Origin of the sequence: Prescottella sp. D32, assembly GCF_037287305.1 — a bacterium.
Lineage (GTDB): Bacteria > Actinomycetota > Actinomycetes > Mycobacteriales > Mycobacteriaceae > Prescottella > Prescottella equi.
Window position 1 is genome coordinate 933,658 of sequence record NZ_JARBSW010000002.1, and the last position, 19,872, is coordinate 953,529.

Consider the following 19,872-nt stretch of genomic DNA (forward strand, 5'->3'; position numbering starts at 1 on the left):
TCAGTGCTGCCCTGCGCGGCCGTCGCCGCTCGATATACGAAACGAAGGACCACGATGGCGCTAGCCCTCACTCCTGTTCACGGCAAGATTCCACGAGCTCGCATCTTCGCCGTGCTCGCCGTGATCATCTTCTTCTCCGAGATCGCGACCTTCGAGATCCTCATGGTGTACCCGGCGATGCCGCACATGGCACCGGCGTTCCAGACGTTGAACATCGCGTGGGTGGTCTCGATCGTCACTCTCACCGGCGCCACGCTCATGCCACTCATCGGCAAGGCGTCCGACCGGCTCGGTAAGAAGCGCGTGATCCTCGGCCTCGCCGCGGTATTCGTGCTCGGCAGCGTCGTGTGCGCGACGGCGACCACGTTCCCCGTGCTGCTCGCCGGCCGAGCCATGCAGGGCGTCCTGGTCGGAATCGTCGCGCTCTCGTACAGCCTCGTGCGCGACATCATGCCGCGCGATTTCGTTCCCGTCGCACTGGGCATGGTCGCGACCGGTATCGGAATGTCCGCGGTCGCGGGCCCGTTCATCGCGGGCTGGCTGATCGACGGATTCGGCTTCCACGGAATCTTCTGGTTCATGGCCGTCTATCTCGCCGCACTGATTCCGCTGTACTGGTCGGTGGTTCCGGAGAGCCCCGTCCGCACCGACCGTCCTGTGGACTACCTCGGCACCGCCCTGCTCGGACCAGGCGTCGCCGTCCTGCTCCTCGGCATCACGAAAGGCAGTTCGTGGGGTTGGTCGGCCACCAGTACCCGCGGGCTACTGCTGGTGGGCGTCGTCATGCTGGTCGCCTTCGTCGCGTGGCAGCGGATCGCGCCGCACCCGCTGATCGACCTGGGAATCCTTTTCGGCCGCAGGTTCGGTCCCACCGTGCTGGCTGTCACCGGGCTCGCGTACATGATGAACGCACATTCGATGTTGATGCCGACGCTGCTGCAGACACCTGCCGGACTCCCGGGAATCTCCTACGGCGCCGGACTTTCCGCCACCCAGTACGCACTGTGGACCTGCCCGCTCGGTATCACCGCCATGTTCGCCGGGCCGTTCGGCGGGTTCCTCGCCAAGAGGATCGGTGCCCGCCAGGTTCTGCTCGGCTCCGGGATCTTCTTCCTGATCACCATGTTCCTGGGCAGCAAGCTGTTGACGTTGCCGTGGCAGGTGGCGCTGCTCAGCGCGATCGCAGGCTTCGCGGTCGGCTTCCTGCACTCGTCGAACGCCAATCTGGTGCAGGACGCACTACCGCCCGAGACCAGCGGCGTGGGAACCGCCATCGCTGGGGTGACGATGCAGCTGTGCTCCGCGATCGCCGTGACGGTCACCGGTGTGGTGATGTCGCATCACGTGCAGGCGGTCGACCCGAAGACCCACGCCGTCCTGTACGCGGACGCGGCGCTCTCCCGCGGCTTCCTCTACGCGGCCGCCGTCGGATTCCTCGGCGTCATGGTCGCTCTCGTGATGAAGCACGGACGTCGGCCTGCCACCGGCGGTCTGCAGTCACCGCTCGTCGCGGGCGGTCACGCCGAGGTCGAGTCCGGTGCCTCGAGCGCCCCCACCGACATGTCGATCAGATGACGCACGGTCTCGTCGAAGTCGACGTCCACCAGGGTGTTGCCGCCGTTTCGGCGCTGCTCGAAGACCGCGAGGGCCGAGACCGCCATGTTCAGCATCAGGTCCACCCGAATCACCGCGACCCGTCGTGGGAGGTGGTCGAGCGCCCGCATCAGCCGCGTGGAGACCTCGCGACTGACCTCGGTGACGTCGGACAGCTCCGCGTTCGCGATGTCCACCGAAGGCGACACCCGGGCGATGAACTGCGCGTAGTACGAGTCGGTTCCCGACGTGCGGAGGTAGTCGGCGAGCGGCACGACGACAGCTTCGACGAGACCTCGGATGTCCTGTCCGCGGCCCTCCTCGTCCAGCTTGGACAGGAAGGCCGCGCGACTGCGATTGATCTCGCGCATCCGGCGCCGGAAGACCTCGAGCACGAGACCGTCGCGCCCGCCGAAGTGGTACTGGACGGCCGAATTGTTCTTCTGACCGGCCGCGGCGGCAACGTCACGCATCGACACGCCGTCGATGCCACGTTCCGCGAACATCCGCTCGGCGACCTCGATCATCGCGCTCTTCGCGCTTCCGGGATTCGACACGCCGAGAGCGTAGTAAGTCGGCGCTTTAAGGGTCAAGGCGCAGCGGGTACGCTCCCCCGCAGATCCGGCGACGTCGAGCCCGCCCCCTCGAAGCCTCGCAGGGTTCGTGCCTCGAAATGGGCTCCGCCGCAATGAATACGACGTTCCGCACTCGTTCCACACCCCCAGAGAGGTGCTCCATGAACCGTCATTCGATCCCCATCGTCCGCACCGATCCACAGATCTCCACGGCGGTCGACTACCGCAACCAGACGGAGCCGTTCAGCCGCCCCCAGCCCGTCCGTCCGCCGTCCGGCGCACCGAACGTCCTGCTGGTGATGCTCGACGACGTCGGATTCGGTGCCCCGTCCGCGTTCGGCGGGCCGTGCCGTACCCCCACCGCGGAACGACTGGCCGCCGACGGCGTCAAGTACACCCGGTTCCACACCACCGCGCTGTGCTCGCCGACGCGGGCCGCGACCCTCACCGGACGTAACCACCACAGCGTCGGCTTCGGCGTGATCGCCGAACAAGCAACGGCGGCGCCCGGTTACAACGGCACCCGACCCGACTCGGCTGCCACGGTTGCCCGCATCCTGCAGGGCAACGGGTACGCGACGGGCGCGTTCGGCAAGATGCACCAGACACCGACATGGGAGATCAGCGAGGCCGGCCCGTTCGACCGGTGGCCCACCCGCGAGGGATTCGACCGCTTCTACGGGTTCCTCGGCGCCGAGTCGGACCAGTTCGCGCCGGTGCTGTACCGGGACTTCACCGTCGTCGATCCGCCGTGCACGCCCGAGGAGGGCTACCACATGTCGGAGGACCTGGTGGACCGGGCGATCGAGTGGATCGAGTCCGTCGGCACCATGGACCCCGACAAGCCGTGGTTCTGCTACCTGCCGTTCGGCGCCTGCCATGCGCCGCTGCAAGTTCCGGACAGCTATCTCGACAAGTACCGCGGAGAGTTCGACCACGGCTGGGACCGGCAGCGAGAGATCACGCTCGAGCGGCAGAAGCAGCTCGGTGTGGTGCCGCCGGAGACCGAACTGGCGCCGTGGTCGGGCGATCTGCCGCACTGGGACGACCTGGACGAGGGCCAGAAGAAGGTCTCCGCCCGCCTGATGGAGCTGTACGCGGCATTCCTCGAGCACACCGACGATCAGGTCGGACGTCTCGTCGACCGGCTGCAGGAGTCGGGCGCGCTCGACAACACGCTGGTGCTCTACATGCTCGGTGACAACGGCGCCTCCGCCGAGGGCGGCATGGAAGGCTCGTTCAACTACCTCGCCGGACTCAACGGCTACAAGCAGACCACCGCCGAGGTGCTCGAACGCTTCGACGAGCTGGGCACCCCCACCAGCTACCCGCACTACCCGGCGTCGTGGGCGCTGGCCCTCGACACTCCGTACCAGTGGGCCAAGCAGGCAGCGTCGCACTACGGCGGCACCCGCAACGGCCTGATCACGCACTGGCCCAAGGGAATCAGCGAGACCGGACTCCGCCACCAGTGGCACCATTGCGTGGACATCACGCCGACCATTCTCGAGGCTGTCGGTGTGCCCGCTCCCGATTCGGTCGACGGGGTGCCGCAGAAGCCGATGGAAGGTGTCGCGATGAACTACACCTTCACCGACGCGAACGCGGCGGACCGGCACACCACGCAGTACTTCGAGATCTACGGCAACCGCGGCATCTACGACAACGGCTGGACGGCGGTGACGCTGCACCGCGCCCCCTGGCTGATGGCGACGTACGGGCTGCAACTGCCGACGTTCGACGAGGATCGGTGGGAGCTGTACGACACCAGCGTCGACTGGTCGCAGGCTCGCGACCTCGCCGACGAGTTCCCCGAGAAGCTCGCGGAGCTCCAGCAGAAGTTCCTCGTCGAGGCGGCCCGGTACCAAGTGCTGCCGCTCGACGACCGCACCGTGACCCGCAACGCCGCACCCGCGGACCGGCCGCCGCATCCGCTGCGCGGACGAACGAGCATCACGCTGTACCCGCACATGAACGGCCTGCCGGAGAAGGCGGCACCGCCGTTCTTCAACCGGTCGTACGTCCTCACCGCGTCCCTCGAGACCGGCGGCGAGCCGTGCGAGGGTGTGCTGGCAAGCGTCGGGGGCAGCTTCGGCGGCCTGGCGTTGTACGTCGCGGCGTCGAAGCCGGTGTTCTGCTACAACTTCAGCGGCGGCGGCACGACGTTCGTGCGACCGGACGTGGAGCTGACCGCGGACACCCGCGAGGTGCGCCTCGAATTCGATTACGACGGAGGCGGAATCGGTCTGGGCGGAGTGGCGCGACTGTTCGTCGACGACGTCGAGGTGGGCAGCGGCCGCGTCGAGCAGACGACTCGCGCGATCTTCAGCATGAACGAACAGCTGGATATCGGCGTCAACCGCGGCAGCCCGGTGTGCGAGGACATCGTGGGCCGCTTCGCGTTCACCGGGCGTCTTCACCACGTCCGCGTCGACCTCCCGGGCGAGGGCCGTCCCGAGACGGCCGACGAGCGCCGGCGCGTGGCGCTGGCGACGCACTAGGCGCTTCGCGCCCGTGCGCCTTTCTGGTAGTCCCCACTACCTAAAAGGCGCACGGGCCCTCCGGGCCTGCTCGAGTGCCCGGAAGATCGCGCCGGCAGCCTGACGCACCGGCGCGCCGTGCGCCTGACTGAACTGGACACGAGAGGGCCGCCCGCAGATCGAGATGCCGGCCCGCAGTTCGCCACGGGTGTCGATCGGTGCCGCGATGATGTTGATGCCCCCACCCTCCCCGCTGGACTCGAAGGCGAGGCCCTGAGCGCTGGACGCGAGGAGACTCCTCCCGATCGCCGACCGGTGGGCAGGCTGACGGCTACCCGGCCGGCTGGGAAGCTGCTGCGCCAGGCTCCCTCCCACCCTTTCCAGGTACAGGACGTCCGGGCCGTCGAGAACTCCCAGGAAGACGACGTGCCCCGTGGTGCGGTGAAGCCAGTGGACGATCGGCGTCGCGGCCACGCTCAGACTGTTGCGCTGCAGGGCAAGCGATCCGAGCTCCATCAGCCGGGGACCGAGCTCGTAGGCACTGCCGTGACGCTGCAGCCACTTCATCGCCACCAAGCGCTCGAGAATTCGGTAGGACGACGTCCGCGGGATTCCGGTGTGCGCGGCCAGCTCGGCCAGCGTCATCTGGCCACGGCCCGTATCGAACGCGCCCAGCACCGCGGCTACCCGATCGAGCAGCGTGGACGGTGGTGGAGCTGAGCGCATGGCGGTTTGCCTCACTGTGATGCGACGCGGGGAACGAGAGACGCGGCGAACGGACGGCCCGGGTTCGCGAGTGGGGCGACCACAGCATCGAGAAGATTCGATTCACACCCGCGGATCCCGACCGATATCGAATATTGAACCTTCATTCAGCGAATGTTAACACGCACTTTTGGTCGGTCAAGTGTTCACTGCATGGAACAGATCCTTGAGTCCGAACGCAGCTTTGAACGATCATTCATCTCAAGATCCGAACCCGCACTCGCACTTGTGACGCAACTACAAGGAGGATTCCGGTGGGACCGTTCGCCGTACCCGACGTCGATTTCGGACTCGGAAAGCTGCATCACGTCGGCATCGTCGTGCCGGACTCCGAAGCCGCGGTGCAACACTTCGAAGACCTCTATGGCCTCCCGATACGTCTGCTGCCGGAGTCGCACTACCACTGCCGGATCGACGGCATCGCGCACTCGACGGTCCAGCGCCTCGGACTCAGCATCGACGGCCCCCCACACGTGGAGTTGCTCCGCGAAATACCTGAAACTTCCGTATGGCAGCCCCATTCGGGGGTACATCACCTCGGATTCGTGGTCGACGACCTGGCCGCGGCGTCGGCGGCCCTCGCACGTCGCGGGGCACCACTGTGGATGGGCGGGCTCGGTGACGGTCGGTGCCCGGTCGGCACCGCCTATCACCGCGACGCACTGGGGCTGACCATCGAACTACTCGACGCTGAGACCGCCGCACGGTTGGCCTCCCGGCTCGACGACGCTCGATGACGCACAGGACCGCCGGCGAAATAGCACAGCCGCGAACCAATACAGAACATCGGTGACCACTCAATGGAACAAAAAGAATTCACGTCCGGAGGGCCTTTATGAGAATGCACGGCAAAGTTGCGCTGGTGACCGGGGCGGCGCAGAGCCAGGGACGCAGTCACGCCGTGGCGATGGCATCCGAGGGGGCCGACGTCATCGCGCTCGACATCTGCCGACAGATCGATCTCGTCCCCTACCCGATGGGAACCTCCGAAGGACTTGCCGAGACTGCTCGCCTGATCGAAGCGGCAGGCCGGCGCGTGCACGCTGCAGAGGTCGACGTGCGGGACCGAACCGCCCTCGAGCGGGCCGTCGCGAAAGGCGTCGACGAGCTCGGCCGACTCGACGTCGTCGTGGCGAACGCCTCCATTTGCACGGTGCAACGGCACGAGGACGTGACCGACGAAATCTGGAGAACGACGCTCGACGTCAACCTCACCGGCGTGTGGAACACCTGCGCCGCCACCATCGCGCACCTGGAAGCCACCGGCGGAGGGAACATCGTCGTCACCGGGTCGACGGCGAGCACGGTCGGGCTGCCGTTCTACGCGCCGTACACGGCGTCGAAGCACGCCCTCACCGGCCTGTGCAGGTCGCTGGCGCTCGAATTGGCCGACCGGAACATACGGGTGAACATGATCAACCCCACCGGGGTCGACACGCCACAGGGGCACTCGCAGGTACTTCCCGAACTGCTGGCCGAGCGTCCCGACCTCGCCCCCATCTTCGTCAATTCGCTGCCCGTCGAACGCATCGACGCGTCCGACGTGACGAAGGCGCTCATGTACCTCGCATCCGACGACGCGCGGTACGTCACCGGCATCTCGCTGCCGGTCGACGCCGGATCGACCATTCGCTGAACCCACTCGACCGTCAACCACCGCAGACACTTCGACCGACGAGGAGATTCCATGACCAGGGTTGTCTACGCCCGCAGTGTCCACGACGAGCGCGAGATCGAGGCCTGCCTCGAGGTCTTGCGTGGTGGTCCGTTCGCGTTGAAGATCGGCAAGAACGTCGCCGAGATGGAGCGCAAGGTCGCCGACCTGTACGGCAAGAAGCTGGGCCTGATGTGCAACTCGGGATCGTCCGCGTTGTACCTGGCGCTCGAGCTGCTGGATCTGCCCAAGGGCTCCGAGGTGATCACCTCGCCGCTGACGTTCTCGACGGACGTCTCGCCGATCGTGCGGGGCGGCTGGGTGCCGGTGTTCGTCGACGTAGAGCCCGACACCTACAACGTCGACGTCGGCAAGATCGAGGAGCTGATCACCGACAAGACCAAGGCGATCCTGGTGCCGAACCTCGCCGGCAACGCCCCCGACTGGGACGTCATCCGCGAGATCGCCGACAAGCACGACCTGAAGGTCATCGAGGATTCGTGCGACTGCATCGGAACCACCCTGCGCGGCACCGAGACCGGCTCGCGCTCGGACATCACGGTCACCAGCTTCGCGATGGCGCACATCATCACGGCCGCCGGCAACGGCGGCATGGTGTGCCTCGACGACGAGAAGCTGCGCGACAAGGGCCTGATGCTGCGCCGGTGGGGACGCCGATCCGAGCCGCACCTGTTCGGGTCCGAGCAGGCTCGCACCGGACGCGTCTTCCGTGAGGACCTCGACGGCGTCGCGTACGACAACGACTTCATCTTCGACGTCCTGCCGTGGAACTTCGAGCCGTCGGAGCTCGGTGCCGCGTTCGGACTGGTCCAGTTGAGCAAGCTCGACACCAATTACAAACGGCGAGCACAGATCTTCGAGGCCTTCTCGGTGGCCTTCGGTGCCTACCCGAGCCTCTTCCGCCTGCCGAGGCAGCTCGAGGAATTCCGGAATGCGTGGCTGTGCTACCCGGTGACGGTCCGCGAGAACGCCGGGTTCAGCCGTTCCCAACTCCAGGAGTCGCTCGAAGCTGCGGGCATCGACACCCGAACGGTCTGGAGCGGCAACGTCACCCGGCACCCGATGATGCGTAATGTCGAGTACCGCATCCCCGAGGGCGGGCTGCCCTTCGCGGACGAGGTGTTCGAGCGCGGCATGTCGCTCGGCATGAGCCACGGCATGAGCGACGAGGAACTCGACCACGTCGTCGCCAGCATCCACGCGTTCGCATCGCGGTTCGCCGCTCCGCAGGAAGGCTTGTGATGGATGCCCGGCATGCCGTGGTGACGGGCGGGTCGAGCGGGATCGGGGCGGCCGTCGTCGACCGGTTCCTCGCGCGGGGACTGCGAGTCAGCGTGTTCGATCTCGACGTACCTGCCGCACGCGTGGAGGGCGTCGACTACTACACGGTGGACGCGACCGACGGCACCGCCGTGGAGTCGGCGATGCTCCGCGCGAGCACTCGGGCGCCGCAGCCCGACGTTCTCGTGACCTGCCACGGAATCCGCGGGGCCTACGTTCCCGCGCTCGAGATGGATCCCGAACGTGTGCGACGAGTCTTCGACGTCCACGTCATGGGAACGCTACTGGTCGCCTCGGCGTTCGCACGCCCGCTGGTCGAGGCCCGCAGGCCCGGGTCGGTCGTGACGATCTCGTCGACGACGGCGTGCGGCGGCTGGGAACGGCAGGCCGACTACGGCCCGGCGAAAGCCGCTGTCCAGCAACTGAGCAAGAATCTCGCGATCGAGTGGGCACCTCTTCTTCGCGTCAACAGCGTCGCGCCCGGGCACACCCTGACGCCGATGGTCCAGGAGATGATCGATCAGGGCTACGACGTGTCCGCCACTGTGAAACGCACGCCGCTGGATCGCATGTGCGAGCCCGAGGAGATGGCGCGATCGATCGAGTACCTCGCGCTCGACGCGAGCTTCGTGACCGGCGTGTGCCTGCCCGTCGACGGTGGGTGGACGGCGGTCGGCAAATGATCACCACCCGCCTTCCGGTCCGTCGGCTCGGCGACCTTCTCCTGCCTGCGATCGGGTTCGGTTCCATGACCATCACGCAGGTTCCGGGGTACGACGTCGAGCGCGGTCGGCGGGCGGTGCACACCGCACTCGACGTCGGCGTCCGATTGTTCGACACCGCCGACGTGTACGGGCCCGCGCGCGGCGGCGACGGCGTCAACGAGTTGGCACTCGCCGATGCGCTACGGCGATGGCCGGGCCCGCTCGACGACGTCGTCGTGGCCACGAAAGGGGGCCACCTGCGGTTCGCCGAGACCGACACCTGGTGGACGGACGGTCGCCGCGAGCATCTGCGCAAGGCCTGCATCGCGTCGATCCGACGACTCGGACTCGACCCGCTCCCCCTCTACCAACACCACCGACCGGATCCTCAGATTCCGTACGAGGAGTCGATGCTCGCGCTCCGTGACCTCCACGACGAGGGTTTGGTGGCGCGGGTCGGTATCTCCAACGCCGACGTCCGCCGGATCGATATCGCGCAGCAGATCCTGGGTGACGCTCTGGTGGCGGTACAGAACGAATACTCCCCCAGCGCCAGATCCGCCGAGGTCGAGATACGAGCCTGCGAGGACCTAGGTCTCGCCTTTCTGTCCTGGGGCCCCTTCGGGGGTATGAGACAAGCGAAGAGCCTTGGCGGAGCGGGCTCTCCGTTCGAAGCGATCGCACGAGCCCGCGGCGTCAGCCCCCACCGCGTCGCACTCGCATGGCAGCTTCACCGATCGCCGGTGGTGATCCCCATCCCCGGTGCCTCGCGGGCGGAATCCGTCGTCGATTCCGTTGCAGCGGCAACCTTCGAGTTGTCTGCCGACGAACTCGCGCTGCTCGACGGTCCGAGCGAACCACCCCGACCAAGCGATGACCGGAGGCCGACCGAGCCGCATCGCGGAGAGCGACACGTCCCATGACCAGACAGATGCATCTCGCCGTATTCGCGCAAGGCGTCGGCGTCGGACAGTCCGTATGGCGTTCGAGACGAACAGATCCCGCGAACATGCACACGCTCGACCACTGGGCTGCGGTGGCCCGGTCGGCCGAACGGGGCTGCTTCGACGCCTTCTTCGTCGCCGATGCGCTGAACCTGTCCCCCGCGATCGCCGCCGACGCCACCGACCGACCCGATCCGATCGCCGTGCTCGCGGCGCTGTCGGCCGTCACGGAGAAGATCGGTCTGATCGGCACCAGTTCGACCACGTACAACGATCCGTTCACCGTCGCGCGCCAGTTCGCCACTCTCGACCATCTGAGCAACGGGCGGGCCGGCTGGAACATCGTCACCACCGCGATTCCCGCCGCCGCCGAGAACTACGGCTCCGCCAAGCTCCCGGACCACGAGGATCGCTACGCTCGCGGGGAAGAGTTCGTCGACGTGGTCCGGGCCCTCTGGGAAGGTTGGGACGAGGACGCCATTGTCGGCGATCGGGCGTCCGGCGTGTGGGCGGACCCGAGCAAGGTTCGCCGCATCGATCATCGGGGCAAGTTCTTCGAGGTCGCGGGCCCACTGACGATCCCTCGGTCCCCGCAGGGCCGGCTCCCGCTGGCGCAAGCGGGATCGTCCCCCACCGGCATGCGACTGGGCGCGCGTGTCGCCGACCTCGTGTTCACCACCCAGCACGAACTGTCCGAGGCGAGGGAATTCGCCGACCGGATGCGGAGCCTGGTGTCGGCCGCAGGCCGGACCACCGACGCCGTGAAGATCCTTCCGGGGGTGACGCCCATCGTCGGCAGAACCGACGCCGAGGCCCGTGAGCTGGCGATCGAACTCGGATCCCACATCGACGACGGGACCACACTGAAATTCCTGAACCAGTCGTTCGGCGGCATCGACCTGTCCCGATTCGACCTAGACGGGCCCTTCCCCGATCTACGAGAGTCTCTGCCCGCCAACGCGAGCGTGTCGCGGCCGAAGCTCTTCACCGAGATCGCGCTGCGCGAGGGGCTGACCGTCCGGCAGTTGGCACAGCGCGTCGGCCTGAGCATCGGACACCGCACCCTGGTCGGCTCCCCCGACACCGTCGCCGACGACCTCGAGCGCTGGTTCCGGTCGGGCGCCGCGGACGGGTTCATCGTGCTGCCCGCCGATCTACCGACCGGGCTCGACGAATTCGTCGACGATGTGGTCCCGCGCCTCCAGGACCGCGGACTGCTCCGCAAGAAGTACGCCGGTGACACGCTCCGCAGTCATCTCGCCGAGCACTGATCGCCAGTCTCCATCCGCATCCGGACACCCGCCCATACGGACACCCGCAGGAACGGCCCCCGAACCCGACGGTTCGGGGGCCGTTGCAGCGACTGCGGGGCCTCACCGGGCGGACGGATCGCCCACCTTCAGGACGTCCCGGATCATCTGCCACAGCTCGAGCCGTGCCGGACCGGTGAGCGACAGCTTGGGGAAGGTGAGAAAGCCGTGGAAGAGGCCGTCGAATCGGTGCGCGACAACCGGCACCCCGTCCGCCGCCAGCCGTTGCGCGTAGTGTTCGCCGGACGAACACGGGGGATCGAGTTCGGCCGTCACGACCAGTGCGGGGGGCAGCCCCGCGAGCGTCGCCGCCCGGGTGGGAACCACGTACTCGCTCGACCGGTCCTCGGGCGCGTACTGATCCCAGTACCAACGCATCGCATCGGTCGTGTTGTAGTAGCCCACTCCGTATTTCGTGTACGACTCGGTCGTGAAGTCGTCGTCGATGACCGGATAGACGAGGATCTGTGCCGCGATCCGGGGCGCTCCCCGGTCCCGCGCGGCCAGCGCCACCGTGGCGGCCAGATTTCCACCCGCGCTGTCGCCCGCGAGAGCGATCCGGGTGGGGTCGCCCCCGTACTCGCCGGCGTTGTCCGCAGTCCACACCAGGGCGGCGTAGACGTCTTCCATCGCGGCGGGCGCCCGATGCTCCGGCGCCAGCCGGTAGTCGACCGAGACGATCACGGCGTCCACGGCGTCCGCCATCGACCGGCAGAACTCGTCGTGGGAATCGAGGTCGCAGAACACGAACCCGCCACCGTGCGCGAAGACGATGACCGGCAACGGGTCGTTCGACTCCGAATGCGGTACGTAGACACGCAGCTTCAGGTCCCCGCCCGGTCCGTCGATGGTGACGTCGCGGACGGTCGCCATGTCGGGCTGGTACGCCAACGGTGCCCGGCGAGAAGCGATCACCTCACGAAGCTCCGCCGCCGGGAACTTGGTGACGTCCGGAAATCCTGCCTCGAGCACAGCAAGCATGGACTCCACGTCCGGGTGCAAATCAGGTCGGCGATCCACTGCCACGTCACAGTTCCTCTCTCGTCACGCAGCCGGCTCGACTCGGCGGCAGTCACACGGCCGCCGGCCCGGGCTGAGCCGACTCCTCGCGACGCCACCTTTCAGCAGCGCGTGGACGCCCGCAATACCGGCGTCCCAGCGTGCGGGAAACTCTCGTGTCCTACGCGGTCAGCACCAGTCCCGAAGTGGGAACGCCGGTTCCGGCGGTGACGAGGACGTTCTCGACACCCGGCACCTGATTGACGGAGGTACCCCGGATCTGACGGACGCCCTCGGCGATGCCGTTCATACCGTGGATGTACGCCTCGCCGAGTTGACCGCCGTGCGTGTTGATCGGCAGCCGGCCCCCCAGTTCGATCGCACCGTCGGCGATGAAGTCGCGCGCCTCGCCGCGGCCGCAGAAACCGAGTTCCTCGAGCTGCATCAGCACGTACGGCGTGAAGTGGTCGTAGAGCACCGCGGTTTGCATGTCCGACGGTCGCAGTCCCGACTGCTCCCACAGTTGATCGCCGACCAGGCCCATCTCGGGCAGACCCGTCAGGCCGTCACGGTAGTAGCTCGTCATGATGTACTGGTCCGGCCCACTGCCCTGCGCCGCCGCCGCGATCACGGCCGGCTTGTTCGGCAGATCCGCGGCCCGCTCCGGCGAGGTGACGACGATGGCGATGCCGCCGTCGGTCTCCTGGCAACAATCCAGCAGATGCAGCGGTTCGGCGATGAATCGCGAGTTCTGGTGATCCTCGAGCGTGATCGGCTTGCCGTAGAAGAAGGCGTCGGGATTGACCGCTGCATGCTTGCGATCAGCGACCGCGACGCGGCCGAAATCCTCACTCGTGGCGCCGTACACATGCATGTAGCGCTGCGCGACCATCGCCACGAACGACGCGGGGGTCCCCAGACCGTGCGGGTAGGAGAACGCGTTGTCGGTGCCCGACGAGTTCACCTGCTGCACCAGCCCGGTGTTGACCTGGCCGAAGCGCGCACCCGAGCGCTCGTTAAATGCGCGGTACGCCACCACGACGTCCGCGACGCCCGTCGCGACCGCCATCGCGGCCTGCTGGATGGTGGCGCACGCCGCGCCGCCACCGTAGTGGATGCGACTGAAGAACTTCAGGTTCGGGATACCCACCGAACGAGCAACGGCTGCTTCGGTGTTGGTGTCCATCGTGAACGACGTCAGACCGTCGACGTCGGACGGCTTCAGGCCCGCGTCGTCGAGCGCGGCCCGCACCGCCTCGGCAGCCAGGCGCAGCTCGCTGCGGCCCGAATCCTTCGAGAAGTCGGTGGCCCCGATGCCGACGATCGCGGCCTTCCCGGACAACCCGCTCATGCCCGTCCTCCGTCCGAGTCGTCGTTCATCACGAGTGTGACCGTCGACGTGATGTGATCGCCGAGGCTGTCCTTGCCGACCACCTTGACCGTGACCAGACCGTCCTCCGCCGCGACGACCTCACCGGAAAGGTGGAGCGTGTCGTACGCGTACCACGGCACACCGAGGCGCAACTTGATCGAGGTGAGGCGGGCTCGCGGGCCCGCCCAGTCGGTGACGAACCGCTGCACCAGGCCGGTATCGGTGAGGATGTTGACGAAGATGTCCTTCGACCCGCGCTGCTGGGCCTTGTCCCGGTCGTGGTGCACGTCCTGGAAGTCCCTGGTGGCCAACGCCGTCGAGACGATGAATGTGGGATCGCCGTGGATCGAGAGGCCCGGCAGCTGATCGCCGACCGAGATGTCGAGGGCGCTGGTCATCTCACGACTCCTTCACCGGACGCCACGCGTACAGCGTCCATGGCTCGTTACCGGTCTCGTCATCGCCCGGGAAGTCCAGGAACTGTGCCTGTACCGGCATGCCCACCACGACCTCGGACGGGTCGACGTCGCGCAGTTCGCCGAGCATGCGCACGCCCTCCTCGAGCTCGACGAGCGCCACCACGAACGGCAGCGACCGACCGGGCACCTTGGGGGCGTGGTGGACGACGAAGCTGAACACCGTGCCGCGGCCGGACGCGACTACGTAGTCGGTGGTCTCGGCCTTGTCCTTCCAGAGCGCGGGCACCGGCGGATGTTGCAGTGAACCGTCCGGCCGCTGCTGGATCCGCAGTTCGTGCGCGGCCACCCCGTCCCAGAAGAACTGGGTGTCGCGCGACGGCGTGGGCCGCATCATCCGCGTCGGATCGAGATCCTCGGGAACCGAAGCACTTTCGAATGCAGGAACGTCCTTGGCCGGCGGCATGAACTTGAGGATGCGGAACATCATCTCGGCGACGATTTCCCCGGTGCCGTCTTCGCGAGCGACCTTCCAGAAGTTGCGTGTCGTGAAGAACCAGCCCTCACCGAGTCCGGTCCGCTTGGGGCCGACGACCTCCTCGAGCGTCGACTCGATCGTCACCTCCTCGCCGGGACGCAGGTAGCGGTGGTAGATCTGGTCGCAGTTGGTGGCGACCACCGACGTGTAGCCGGCGTCGTCGAGGATCTGCGTCATCCGCCCCAGCGGATCGTCCTCCTCGCGCACCGCACCGAGACCGCGCATGGTCCATACCTGCGCCATCGCGGGCGGCGCGACGATCCCGCCGTGGCCGGCGGCGACGGCGGCGTCCTCGTCCACGTAAATCGGGTTCTCGTCGCCGATCGCCTCGAGCCAGTTGCGGATCATCGGCATGTTGATCGGGTCACGGCCCGCGCGGGGCTTGCTCGCGCCGCCCGCCTTGATCTGTTCGGCACCGGCGAGAATCTGTGCGGTCACGTCGTTCTCGGTCATCGCGGCACCTTCGGCAATCCCAGTCCGGCCACCGCGATCAGTTCGCGCATGACCTCGTTGACACCACCCCCGAAGGTGATCACGACGTTGCGCTTGACCTGGACGTCGAGCCAGCGCATGAGCGCCGCCGTCTCCGGATCGCCCGGATCGCCGTGCGCGCCGACGATCTCGTCCACGATCCGGCCCACCCGCTGGATGCGCTCGGTCGCAAAGACCTTGGTGGCCGACGCATCCGCGATGTCGACGTCACCCGTGGCCGCCGCGACCTGCCAGTTGAGCAATTCGTTGAGGCGGTAGGTGGCGTGGATCTCGCCGAGTCCGCGACGAACGTCGGGCAGGTCCAGCAGTTCCCGCTTCGCGGCCCAGTCGTACACCTTCTCGTAGAGACCCGCCACACGCCCGGCCGGTCCGAGCATGACGCGCTCGTGATTGAGCTGGGTGGTCAGCAACCTCCAACCCTTGTTCTCCTCGCCGACCAGCATGCTCGCCGGAACCCGGACGTCGGAGTAGTACGTGGCGTTGACGTGGTGCGCGCCGTCCGCGGTGATGATCGGGGTCCACGAGAACCCCGGATCCTTGGTGTCCACGATGAGGATGGAGATGCCGCGGTGACGCGATTCGGCCTCGCCGGTGCGGACGGCGAGCCAGATGTAGTCGGCGTCGTGACCACCGGTGGTGAAGATCTTCTGGCCGTTGACGATGTAGTCGTCGCCGTCGCGAACGGCCGTGGTACGCAGCGCCGCGAGGTCGGTGCCGGCGTCGGGCTCGGAGTAGCCGATCGCGAAGTGCACCTCACCGGCGAGGATGGCGGGCAGGAACTTTCGCTTCTGCTCTTCGGTCCCGTACGTCATCAGCGTCGGACCGACCGTCTGCAGTGTCACGGACGGCAGCGGGACATCCGCGCGCACAGCCTCGTTGACGAAGATCTGCTGTTCGATCTCACCGAAGCCGCGGCCCCCGAACTCGACCGGCCAGCCGACTCCGAGCCAGCCGTCCTTGCCCATCCGGCGGATGACCTCACGGTAGGTGGGGCCGTGTCGTTCGGTGAGCATGATCTCGGCCTCGGCCGGCGAGATCAGTCCGGAGAAGTAGCGACGCAGTTCTGCCTGCAGCTCGCGCTGTTCGGGCGTCAGATCGATGAACACCGGGCCCCCACGAGGTCGAGTCGGTACGACGCGCCGCCGACGAGGCGCGCCAGGTCTTTGGCGATGGAGAAGTAGCGGTGCATCGGGTACGTGACGTCCACGCCGATGCCTCCGTGCAGGTGGTGCAGCGTGCGCATCGCCGCCGGGATCTCCGAGGCGATCCAGTACGCCAGTACGTCGAGATCGTCTGCGGCGTCGAGCCCTTCGGCGACCCGCCACGCCGACGCGAGCGCCGAGACGTGCAGCGTCCGCGACGTCACGTAGACGTCGGCGATCTGCTGAGCCACGGCTTGGAACGCGGCGAGCGGTTTGCCGAACTGCTCACGCGTGGTGAGGTGGTCGGCGGCCAGGGCGGTGGCGCCGGCGAGGAGGCCGTCGGCGTACGCGCCGATGCTCGCGAGCGCGATCCGGTTCAGCGTCGCGACACCGTCGATGCCGTCACCGAGAACGTCCCCGGCCGGGACACGGACCGCGTCGAGCCGGAGCGAGAACTCCGGTCCGCCGGACGACGTGGCACTCGGGGTGAGCGTGACGCCCGGCGCGTCCGGTGCCACGAGCACCACGCCGGCGTCGGTGGGCACCAGGATGCGGTGCGCGATGTCGGCGAACGGCACCGCGATCTTGTGGCCCGTCACGACGACGTGGTCACCGTCCGCGTCGGCCGTCGTCGAGGGCACCGACGGGAACGCGGCACCCTGCTCGGCCAGTGCTGCGGTCAGCACGCGCCCGCCCGCGATGCCGTCGAGCAGCGCGTCCTGCTGCTGGGCCGAGCCGAGCGCGAGCACCGGCAGCACGCCGAACCCCAGGGTCGCCAGCGCCGGAACCGGCGCCGCTCCGCGTCCGATCTCGGTGAGCATCGTCGCGACCTCGAGCACGCCGAGGCCGTCGCCGCCGAGCCGCTCGGGCACCGCGAGGGAGAGCAGGTCCGCTTTCGCGAGCGCCTGCCACAACTCGGGGCTGAAGCCGCCGGTGTCGGCGGGATCGGTGTGCTCGCGGGCCAGCAGGCCCACGACGATCTCCGCCACCGTTTCTTGTGTCTGATCCAGAGAGAAATCCACGTTGCCGATCCCGCCTACGATTTAGAACGTGTTCCAGTTGTATCACCTGCAGGGTAACGGAGAAAGTCCTACACGATCGAGAACATGTTCACCTCCGCCACCGCCCCGTGGGCGACCATCTCTGGGCCGACGAGCCACCCCGCCGGTCCGCCGCCGCTGCCCGACAACTCCTGTTCGGAGTCGACCCGCTCGCGGACGGGTCGGTGTGACCGAGTCGACACGCCACCACCGCGGACCCGGCCGATACGACGACACCCGCCCGGAGCGGCCGGGCGGGTGTCGTTCGCAGCGTCGATCCTTCGTCAGCCGCGGGGCAGACCCAGCAACTGCTCGGCCGCGACGGTGAGCAGGATCTGCGTGGTGCCACCCGCGATGGACAGGCAGCGGGTGTTGAGGAACTCGCGCGTGAGCGGGCCCTCGACCCAGCCGGCCTCTCCCGCGAGCTCGACGGCGAACTCCGCGACCCCCTGACGGTTGCGGACACCGACGAGCTTGCGCACGCTCGACGCCGGACCGGGGTCCTGGCCGTCGAGCTGACGCAGCGTCGTGCGCAGCTCGAGCAGCGAGCCGACGAGCGCCTCGGAGATCAACGCGCCCAGGTGGTCTGCAGTCACCGCGTCGGGCTCGCCCGCCAGCGCGAGCAGATCCTCGACGGCCTTGCCGAGCGACGACCCGCCGCTCATCGCGACCCGCTCGTTCGCAAGTGTCGTGCGGGCCAGCTTCCAGCCGCCGTTCACCTCGCCGACGACGCAGTCGTCCGGGATGAACACGTCGTCGAGGAACACCTCGTTGAACAGCGCGTCGCCGGTGATCTCACGCAGTGGCGAGATCCTGATGCCCGGGGTCTTCATGTCGAGCACGAAGTACGTGATGCCCTTGTGCTTGGGCGCATCCTTGTCGGTGCGGGCCAGGCAGATGCCCCAGTCCGCCTCGCGGGCGAGCGACGTCCACACCTTCTGGCCGTTGAGCTTCCAGCCGCCGTCTACCTTCTCCGCGACCGTCCGCAGCGACGCCAGGTCCGAGCCCGCGCCGGGCTCGGAGAACAGCTGGCACCACGTGATCTCCCCGCGCAGCGTCGGGAGCGCGAACCGTTCGATCTGCTCCGGACTGCCGTGCTCGAGAACGGTCGGGACCGCCCACCAGCCGATGACGAGATCGGGACGCTCGACGCCGGCCGCCGCCATCTCCTCCGCGATCAGGATCTGCTCGGCGGCGCTCGCCCCGCGGCCGTACGGACGCGGCCAGTGCGGCGCGGCGTACCCCGACTCGGCGACCGCGACACGCCGCTCCGACTCGGGTACCGCGGCGAGCGCGGCCACCTCGTCGCGGATCGCGGCCCGCTCCGACTCGAGGTCGGACAGATCGATCGTCAGGTGGCGGCGTGCTCCGGCGCGGGTCAGCTCGGTCACCCGTGCGCGCCAGACGTTGCTGCCGCCCAGGAACTGCTTGTTGGAGACCGCGCGGCGCAGGTAGAAATGCGCGTCGTGCTCCCAGGTGAAGCCGATACCGCCGAGGATCTGGATGCAGTCCTTGGCGTTCTGGACGGCCGCGTCCAGCGCGACGGCCGCCGCCACCGCAGCCGCGACGGGCAGCTCGGAGGTGCCCGAACGACCGGTGTCGGGGTCCGGCAGCGCGTCCTCTGCCGCGACGGCCGCATCCCACGCGACGGCACGCGCCTGTTCGACGCGGCACAGCATCTCGGCACACAGGTGCTTGATCGCCTGGAACGAGCCGATCGGCTTGCCGAACTGCTCGCGGATCTTGGCGTATTCGACCGCGGTCCGCAGGCTCCAGCCCGCCACCCCGGCCGCCTCCGCAGCGACCAGTGTGGCCGCGAGGTCGCGTACGAGGTCCGGCGCGACGCCGGTGACGATCCGATCGGGCGTCACCGCGACGCCGTCGAACCGGATCCGGGCGACGGCGCGACTCTTGTCGAGGATGTCGAGCGACTCGACCGTCAGGCCTGTCGCCGCACCGTCCACGAGGCACCACACGACGTCGGCACCGGAGCGTGCGGGGACGAGCACGGCGACGCCCGGCTCACCGCCGAGGGCGTTGCCCGCGTCGCCGGCGAGCACGAGACCGCCGTCCGCGTCGGGCGTCGCCTCGAGCGCCGGGGCGTCGAGCACCACCGATACCGGCAGTTCACCCTCGGCGATCTGCCCTGCCCACGCCTTCGCCGCGGCACCGTCGCAGCGCCCGAGCACGAGGCCCGCGAGCGCGGTGGGTAGAACGGGACCGCCGACGAGTTCGACGGCCGACTGCTCCAACATCGCGGCCAGATCGACGACCTGTCCGCCGACCCCGCCGACCGACTCGGGAACACCCACGGCGAAGAGCCCCAGCTGCGCCACCGACGGCCAGGTCTGGCGCCAGAAGTCCGCAGGTCCCTCGCGTAAAATGGCTATCGGGGCCGCCGAGCGCGCCCACGCCTGAATCGACTCCTGGACGGCCTTCTGTTCGTCACTCGTGGCGATTGTCACAACGGCTACCCACCTTTCGTGGATGACATATTCATTTAGAACGTGTTCTAATATGCTCGGCCGTCAAGAGTCAAGGCGTGA

Annotated in this window: 18 protein-coding genes; 8 read left to right on the forward strand and 10 right to left on the reverse strand. The window is 67.9% G+C overall.

Translation table 11 applies throughout. The features are described 5' to 3' along the window. The first annotated feature begins 54 nt into the window (after nucleotides 1–54). Complete coding sequence (locus tag PSS76_RS13995; protein WP_064078771.1) at nucleotides 55–1,575, forward strand: MFS transporter; 1,521 nt, start codon at nucleotides 55–57, stop codon at nucleotides 1,573–1,575. On the opposite strand, the gene PSS76_RS14000 is transcribed toward PSS76_RS13995, so the two are convergent. After that, the gene (locus PSS76_RS14000) at nucleotides 1,518–2,150 is read right to left on the reverse strand and encodes a TetR/AcrR family transcriptional regulator (protein WP_226347445.1); all 633 of its coding nucleotides are present in this window, start codon (nucleotides 2,148–2,150) and stop codon (nucleotides 1,518–1,520) included. The two genes, PSS76_RS13995 and PSS76_RS14000, sit on opposite strands and share 58 nt — an antisense overlap. Before the next feature lie 179 nt (nucleotides 2,151–2,329). Here PSS76_RS14000 and PSS76_RS14005 point away from each other — a divergent pair, with 179 nt between their 5' ends. Further along, nucleotides 2,330–4,669, forward strand: a complete 2,340-nt coding sequence (locus tag PSS76_RS14005) for an arylsulfatase (protein ID WP_084968335.1) — start codon at nucleotides 2,330–2,332, stop codon at nucleotides 4,667–4,669. A 36-nt stretch (nucleotides 4,670–4,705) separates the two neighbouring features. On the opposite strand, the gene PSS76_RS14010 is transcribed toward PSS76_RS14005, so the two are convergent. Continuing rightward, complete coding sequence (locus tag PSS76_RS14010) at nucleotides 4,706–5,374, reverse strand: IclR family transcriptional regulator (RefSeq protein ID WP_064078768.1); 669 nt, start codon at nucleotides 5,372–5,374, stop codon at nucleotides 4,706–4,708. 293 nt (nucleotides 5,375–5,667) lie between these two features. On the opposite strand from PSS76_RS14010, the gene PSS76_RS14015 reads away from it, so the two are divergent. The 6 genes from PSS76_RS14015 (at nucleotide 5,668) to PSS76_RS14040 (ending at nucleotide 11,288) form a co-directional block, all read left to right on the forward strand. After that, entirely contained in the window at nucleotides 5,668–6,150 is a 483-nt protein-coding gene (locus tag PSS76_RS14015; RefSeq protein ID WP_013414833.1) for a VOC family protein, read from the forward strand. Nucleotides 6,151–6,254: 104 nt separating this feature from the next. Next, entirely contained in the window at nucleotides 6,255–7,049 is a 795-nt protein-coding gene (locus PSS76_RS14020) for a mycofactocin-coupled SDR family oxidoreductase (protein ID WP_013414832.1), read from the forward strand. Between the two features lie 51 nt (nucleotides 7,050–7,100). Further along, entirely contained in the window at nucleotides 7,101–8,330 is a 1,230-nt protein-coding gene (locus PSS76_RS14025) for a DegT/DnrJ/EryC1/StrS family aminotransferase (protein ID WP_337456271.1), read from the forward strand. After that, nucleotides 8,330–9,052, forward strand: a complete 723-nt coding sequence (locus PSS76_RS14030) for an SDR family NAD(P)-dependent oxidoreductase (RefSeq protein WP_005515642.1) — start codon at nucleotides 8,330–8,332, stop codon at nucleotides 9,050–9,052. The genes PSS76_RS14025 and PSS76_RS14030 overlap by 1 nt, the downstream gene beginning before the upstream one ends. Then, nucleotides 9,049–9,996: an aldo/keto reductase gene (locus PSS76_RS14035; protein ID WP_013414829.1), complete on the forward strand. Its 948-nt coding sequence runs from the start codon at nucleotides 9,049–9,051 to the stop codon at nucleotides 9,994–9,996. Before PSS76_RS14030 ends, PSS76_RS14035 begins: the two co-directional genes overlap by 4 nt. After that, the gene (locus tag PSS76_RS14040) at nucleotides 9,993–11,288 is read left to right on the forward strand and encodes an LLM class flavin-dependent oxidoreductase (protein ID WP_013414828.1); all 1,296 of its coding nucleotides are present in this window, start codon (nucleotides 9,993–9,995) and stop codon (nucleotides 11,286–11,288) included. Before PSS76_RS14035 ends, PSS76_RS14040 begins: the two co-directional genes overlap by 4 nt. A 102-nt stretch (nucleotides 11,289–11,390) precedes the next feature. Here PSS76_RS14040 and lipP1 read toward each other — a convergent pair whose 3' ends face one another. The 8 genes from lipP1 to PSS76_RS14080 all read right to left on the reverse strand — a co-directional run bounded on the left by lipP1 (nucleotide 11,391) and on the right by PSS76_RS14080 (nucleotide 19,791). Continuing rightward, complete coding sequence (gene lipP1, locus PSS76_RS14045; RefSeq protein ID WP_491944756.1) at nucleotides 11,391–12,347, reverse strand: LipP1 family hormone-sensitive lipase; 957 nt, start codon at nucleotides 12,345–12,347, stop codon at nucleotides 11,391–11,393. A 160-nt stretch (nucleotides 12,348–12,507) separates the two neighbouring features. Further along, nucleotides 12,508–13,677: a lipid-transfer protein gene (locus PSS76_RS14050; RefSeq protein WP_005515647.1), complete on the reverse strand. Its 1,170-nt coding sequence runs from the start codon at nucleotides 13,675–13,677 to the stop codon at nucleotides 12,508–12,510. Beyond that, nucleotides 13,674–14,096: a MaoC family dehydratase gene (locus tag PSS76_RS14055; RefSeq protein ID WP_022594017.1), complete on the reverse strand. Its 423-nt coding sequence runs from the start codon at nucleotides 14,094–14,096 to the stop codon at nucleotides 13,674–13,676. The genes PSS76_RS14050 and PSS76_RS14055 overlap by 4 nt, the downstream gene beginning before the upstream one ends. A 1-nt stretch (nucleotide 14,097) precedes the next feature. Further along, nucleotides 14,098–15,105, reverse strand: a complete 1,008-nt coding sequence (locus PSS76_RS14060; protein ID WP_064077737.1) for a bifunctional MaoC family dehydratase N-terminal/OB-fold nucleic acid binding domain-containing protein — start codon at nucleotides 15,103–15,105, stop codon at nucleotides 14,098–14,100. Further along, nucleotides 15,102–16,250 (reverse strand): acyl-CoA dehydrogenase family protein, encoded by a 1,149-nt coding sequence (locus tag PSS76_RS14065; protein WP_005515650.1) that lies wholly within the window; start codon nucleotides 16,248–16,250, stop codon nucleotides 15,102–15,104. The genes PSS76_RS14060 and PSS76_RS14065 overlap by 4 nt, the downstream gene beginning before the upstream one ends. Beyond that, nucleotides 16,235–17,308 carry an acyl-CoA dehydrogenase family protein gene (locus PSS76_RS14070; RefSeq protein ID WP_084969102.1) on the reverse strand — a complete coding sequence of 358 codons (1,074 nt, stop codon included), beginning with the start codon at nucleotides 17,306–17,308 and terminating at the stop codon, nucleotides 16,235–16,237. The genes PSS76_RS14065 and PSS76_RS14070 overlap by 16 nt, the downstream gene beginning before the upstream one ends. Before the next feature lie 68 nt (nucleotides 17,309–17,376). After that, nucleotides 17,377–17,529 (reverse strand): hypothetical protein, encoded by a 153-nt coding sequence (locus PSS76_RS14075; RefSeq protein ID WP_157349022.1) that lies wholly within the window; start codon nucleotides 17,527–17,529, stop codon nucleotides 17,377–17,379. Nucleotides 17,530–17,610: 81 nt separating this feature from the next. Beyond that, nucleotides 17,611–19,791, reverse strand: coding sequence for an acyl-CoA dehydrogenase family protein (locus PSS76_RS14080; RefSeq protein WP_022594007.1), 2,181 nt, complete (start codon nucleotides 19,789–19,791; stop codon nucleotides 17,611–17,613). Nucleotides 19,792–19,872: the final 81 nt, after the last annotated feature.